Source organism: Ancylobacter vacuolatus (genome assembly GCF_030813595.1).
In the GTDB taxonomy this organism is placed as follows: Bacteria; Pseudomonadota; Alphaproteobacteria; order Rhizobiales; family Xanthobacteraceae; genus Ancylobacter; species Ancylobacter vacuolatus.
In genome coordinates this window covers 82501-87500 of record NZ_JAUSUH010000008.1, presented here as the reverse complement: position 1 = coordinate 87500, position 5000 = coordinate 82501, and the positions used below count along the sequence as shown (strand labels likewise).

The window sequence follows — 5000 nt, the reverse complement described above, 5'->3', positions numbered from 1 at the left end:
CAACCTTCTGCCTGTCCGCTCTTTCATCACAAACCTTGAGACGGGCGCGAAGGTGCCGGCTGGCAAGGTCGCGCTGCGTGGCATCGCGTTCGATGGCGGCTTCGGCATCACCGGCGTCGCGGTTTCCACCGATGGCGGACAGAGCTGGAGCAGCGCCAGTCTCGGCCCGGACCTCGGCAGATTCTCCTTCCGCGAGTGGACGGCGACAGTGCCGCTTTCCAAGGGAGAGCATGTCCTGATGTGCCGGGCGACCAACGCACGGGGCGAGACCCAGCCCCTGCAGGCCAGGTGGAATCCGGCGGGATACATGCGCAACGTCGTTGAAGCCACGCGCGTCGTCGCGGTCTGAAGAGGGCATCATGATCAGCATCTGCACGAGCCGCCTTCGCCTACTCGCCAGCCTCAGTCTCGCGGTCGCTCTCGCCGGATCCGCCGGCGCGACTCCCCTCAGCTACACGCTTCCAGATGAGACGGCGGAGCTGCGCCCCGGTCCCCAGCCCGGCTTCGAAGCTGCCCAGGATAATTGCATGGTCTGCCACTCGGTGGACTACATCAACACGCAGCCACCGGGCAAAGGCCCGGCCTTCTGGCAAAGCGAGGTGCAGAAGATGGTTCACGTCTACCACGCTCCCGTGAGCGAGGAGGACGCCAAGGCGATCGCCGATTATCTCGCCAAGACCTATTGAGCCAGCTTCCATCCGTGCATCCAGCGCGCCGCGCGTGACGGCTACCCCGCTTCACGCGCGGCGAGCGAGGCCCGCCCCGTCCCTCGCCAAAGAGGCCAGCCGGGTGGCTGCGGCGTTCGGACATATCGAGACAGGCGCGCCGGCATTCGGCCCGCGCAAGACCGTCCGCACTCTCCAGCGACCTGCCGCGGCGCCGTCATCTGCGAGGGGCCGCTTGCGCTCATAGGACATCGAGGCTTCGGACCCGATGGCGGCCAGCATCGCCGTGGCGTCAGGATCCTGTCGCGCCCGAGGCGCGTGGTGACGCGCAAGCCTTTGCCAGGGCACGGGTTTAGTAGCGCTCCTTTCGGCACCGGCACCGTCTCCACATCGGCCACGGCGCCGATCGAGCGCGAAGGGCGCGGCGATTCTGCTCACGCGCCACCCGGCCACGAATCGTCGTCGTTTCCTACAGGGCGTCCGGTGAAAGTCGGTTCACCGGAAGTCCTCTACGTTTCTAATTTTACGCCTTTTCTTCACGCGAATCGGAAGCCGCTTCGCCCGAAAGTGCCCCAGGATCGCCGGCACTATCGAGGCACCGTCGCTCCAACATTGTGCGCGGCCGGCCCCTCCGCGGGGCGCGATGGTGGGTGTGCAGATCTCATTGACGACGGTCGACCCGGCGGGATCGAAATCGAATGGCCGGTCGCCCCACGCACCACATTTCTGGCGGCCGTGCTGACGGCAGCGGATGCGCGTTCGTTCTGAGCCTGAGGCCCCACTCGCGTGAGCGCCCGACCGTACCGACGCGGCGCGCGGAGATCAGTCCCCGATGTCGGCATGCTGAGGCGGGCCTGCTGGACGATTCCGCCAGGCATCGACACCCCGGCGCGTCAAAGGTGAGGCCCCCGCCGGCTGACTGGGGGTAGCTGCCGCCGGCAGTTGGTGTCGCAAACCTGCCGCGCTCAGGCCAACGCGGCCGCTGCGTTTCACAACCGCGCCGCAGCGCCGCGCCCCGAGAGATCGCCCCTCGAGGCAGCGTCGATCGCAGAAATTGCCCAAAATCGGGCTCTCAGCGCCCGAATTTCTTCCCGCCGCCGCCGCTTGTCACGAAAGAATCAGCCCGGCACCGATTTTGCCACGCCGACTCGAGGCGAATCGGGGCGAGGCTGCTCGCGACGCTCCGAAAAAAATTTGCGCTTGAGATTGATTCGGCGTCACGGCATTGCTCTGCCAAGAGCTCGCCTCGGCCGGCCCCCAAGCCCAGCTCCGCGCCGTCACCCGCCGGCGGGTCAAGCGCCGTCGCGGGAACTGGATCGGCAGACAGCGACGTACCGGGCCTGGCTCGCGGAACGCGCGGCGGTAGCTGTTCTTTTTCAGCAGATTCTTTTCCGGCGGCGTTTTGCGCCGGTTGGGCGTCAGCGGCTACGCCCCTTGGGCCCGCTACGGGCCCGGCCCTTTTTCCGGGGCGGGCGGCTTTTCTTCTGCATGGCGCACGCACAAAACCCCGCCTGTGATTTCTCACGGGCGGGGTTTTGTTTGGTTTGTGAAGAAGCTTTTTTTGCTGTGCTTTGCAGGCCTGGCAGCGACCTACTCTCCCAGGTCTTGAGACATAGTACCATCGGCGCTGAGGAGTTTAACGGCCGAGTTCGGGATGGGATCGGGTTGGGGCTCCTCGCAATGGCCACCAGGCCGGCGAAGCACAGCATTTTGCGAAGCAAGGATCCTTTTGGGATCGGGTCTGGTCGACCCTGGTCTTTGGATTGCTTTGATCCTTGATGGATGACCATCGAGGATGAGAACGATCAAGCCAATCGAACGATTAGTACCGGTAAGCTCAATATGTTGCCATACTTACACACCCGGCCTATCAACGTGGTCGTCTTCCACGGTTCTCAAGGGAATACTCGTTTTGAGGTGGGTTTCCCGCTTAGATGCTTTCAGCGGTTATCCCGACCGTACATAGCTACGCTGCACTGCGGCTGGCGCCACACCCGCTCCTCCAGAGGTACGTTCAACCCGGTCCTCTCGTACAAGGGACAAATCCTCTCAATAGTCCGACACCCACGGCAGATAGGGACCGAACTGTCTCACGACGCTCTGAACCCAGCTCACGTACCACTTTAATCGGCGAACAGCCGAACCCTTGGGACCTGCTCCAGCCCCAGGATGTGATGAGCCGACATCGAGGTGCCAAACGATGCCGTCGATATGGACTCTTGGGCATCATCAGCCTGTTATCCCCGGCGTACCTTTTATTCGTTGAGCGATGGCCCGTCCACGTGGGACCACCGGATCACTATGGCCGACTTTCGTCTCTGCTCGACTTGTCAGTCTCACAGTCAGGCGGGCTTATGCCATTGCACTCGACGACCGATTTCCGACCGGTCTGAGCCCACCATCGCGCGCCTCCGTTACTCTTTGGGAGGCGACCGCCCCAGTCAAACTGCCCACCATGCAATGTCCCGGATCCGGATAACGGACCGCGGTTAGACATCCATATCTATAAGGGTGGTATTTCAAGGATGGCTCCACGAGAGCTGGCGCCCTCGCTTCAAAGCCTACCACCTATCCTACACATACCGACACGAATGCCAGTGCAAAGTTGCAGTAAAGGTGCACGGGGTCTTTCCGTCTGACCGCAGGAACCCCGCATCTTCACGGGGAATTCAATTTCACTGAGTCTATGCTGGAGACAGCGGGGAAGTCATTACGCCATTCGTGCAGGTCGGAACTTACCCGACAAGGAATTTCGCTACCTTAGGACCGTTATAGTTACGGCCGCCGTTTACCGGGGCTTCGATTCAAAGCTTGCACCTCTCCTCTTAACCTTCCGGCACCGGGCAGGCGTCAGACCCTATACGTCATCTTGCGATTTCGCAGAGCCCTGTGTTTTTGCTAAACAGTTGCCACCCCCTGGTCTGTGCCCCTCCACACTGGTTGCCCAATGTGAAGGCCTCCTTATCCCGAAGTTACGGAGGTAAATTGCCGAGTTCCTTCAGCATAGTTCTCTCAAGCGCCTTGGTATACTCTACCAGTCCACCTGTGTCGGTTTCGGGTACGGTCTATAATGTGGGAGCTATTTCCTGGAACCCCTTCGAAGCCAGAACAGAACCAATTCGTCTGACAACACACGGGATTCGTCACTACCCACAGGCTCAGGAATATTCACCTGATTCCCATCGACTACGCCTTTCGGCCTCGCCTTAGGGGCCGGCTAACCCTGCGCAGATTAGCTTTACGCAGGAACCCTTGGACTTTCGGCGACAGTGTCTCTCACACTGTTTGTCGTTACTCATGTCAGCATTCGCACTTCCGATACCTCCAGAGGCCCTCACGGGTCCTCCTTCGCAGGCTTACGGAACGCTCCGCTACCGCTTGCACCTAAGTGCAAACCCTAAGCTTCGGTGCATGGCTTGAGCCCCGTTACATTTTCGGCGCAAGAATCCTAGACCAGTGAGCTGTTACGCTTTCTTTAAAGGATGGCTGCTTCTAAGCCAACCTCCTGGTTGTTTTCGGACTCTCACATCCTTTCACACTTAGCCATGACTTGGGGACCTTAGCTGTAGGTCAGGGTTGTTTCCCTCTCGACGACGGACGTTAGCACCCGCCGTCTGTCTCCCGCGCAGTACTTCCAGGTATTCGGAGTTTGGTTAGGTTTGGTAAGGCGGTAAACCCCCCTAGCCCATCCAGTGCTCTACCCCCTGGAGTATTCACGCGAGGCACTACCTAAATAGTTTTCGCGGAGAACCAGCTATTTCCGAGTTTGATTGGCCTTTCACCCCTAGCCACAAGTCATCCGAGACCTTTTCAACGGGCACCGGTTCGGTCCTCCAGTGCGTGTTACCGCACCTTCAACCTGCTCATGGCTAGATCACTCGGCTTCGGGTCTAATCCGACGAACTGAACGCCCTGTTCAGACTCGCTTTCGCTGCGCCTACACCTATCGGTTTAAGCTTGCTCGCCAGACTAAGTCGCTGACCCATTATACAAAAGGTACGCAGTCACCCAGGACGAACCTTGGGCTCCTACTGTTTGTAGGCATCCGGTTTCAGGAACTGTTTCACTCCCCTTGTCGGGGTGCTTTTCACCTTTCCCTCACGGTACTTGTTCGCTATCGGTCGCTGAGGAGTACTTAGGCTTGGAGGGTGGTCCCCCCATGTTCAGACAGGATTTCTCGTGTCCCGCCTTACTCGAGGATGAATGTTTGCATTACGTGTACGGGGCTATCACCCACTAAGGCTCGACTTTCCTGATCGATTCCACTTGTCGCACATTCACCACTGGCCTGGTCCGCGTTCGCTCGCCACTACTAACGGAGTCTCTGTTGATGTC

At 60.0% G+C, this 5000-nt stretch carries 2 protein-coding genes and 2 rRNA genes (2 of these 4 only partly in view); 2 read left to right on the top strand and 2 right to left on the bottom strand.

Annotation, left to right across the window (positions count from 1 at the left end):
* Positions 1–349, top strand: the 3' end of a protein-coding gene (gene sorA / locus J2S76_RS16620; RefSeq protein ID WP_307062358.1) for a SorA family sulfite dehydrogenase catalytic subunit. The gene continues 866 nt to the left of window position 1, outside the view; the window shows 349 of its 1215 coding nt (coding positions 867–1215); its start codon lies beyond the left edge, outside the window; the stop codon is at positions 347–349.
* A gap of 10 nt (positions 350–359) precedes the next feature.
* A complete protein-coding gene (gene sorB / locus J2S76_RS16615) occupies positions 360–686 on the top strand; it encodes a SorB family sulfite dehydrogenase c-type cytochrome subunit (protein WP_307062114.1) in 327 nt (108 codons plus the stop codon).
* Between the two features lie 1556 nt (positions 687–2242).
* Here the strand turns inward: sorB and rrf are convergent.
* Both rrf and J2S76_RS16605 read right to left on the bottom strand, forming a co-directional pair.
* Positions 2243–2357, bottom strand: a 5S ribosomal RNA gene (rrf, locus tag J2S76_RS16610).
* Between the two features lie 109 nt (positions 2358–2466).
* A 23S ribosomal RNA gene (locus tag J2S76_RS16605) occupies positions 2467–5000 on the bottom strand; it runs 289 nt beyond the window's last position.

Bases quoted from the DNA above. Each gene is read 5' to 3' on its own strand.
- sorB (WP_307062114.1), top strand. From the start codon at position 360: ATGATCAGCATCTGCACGAGCCGCCTTCGCCTACTCGCCAGCCTCAGT.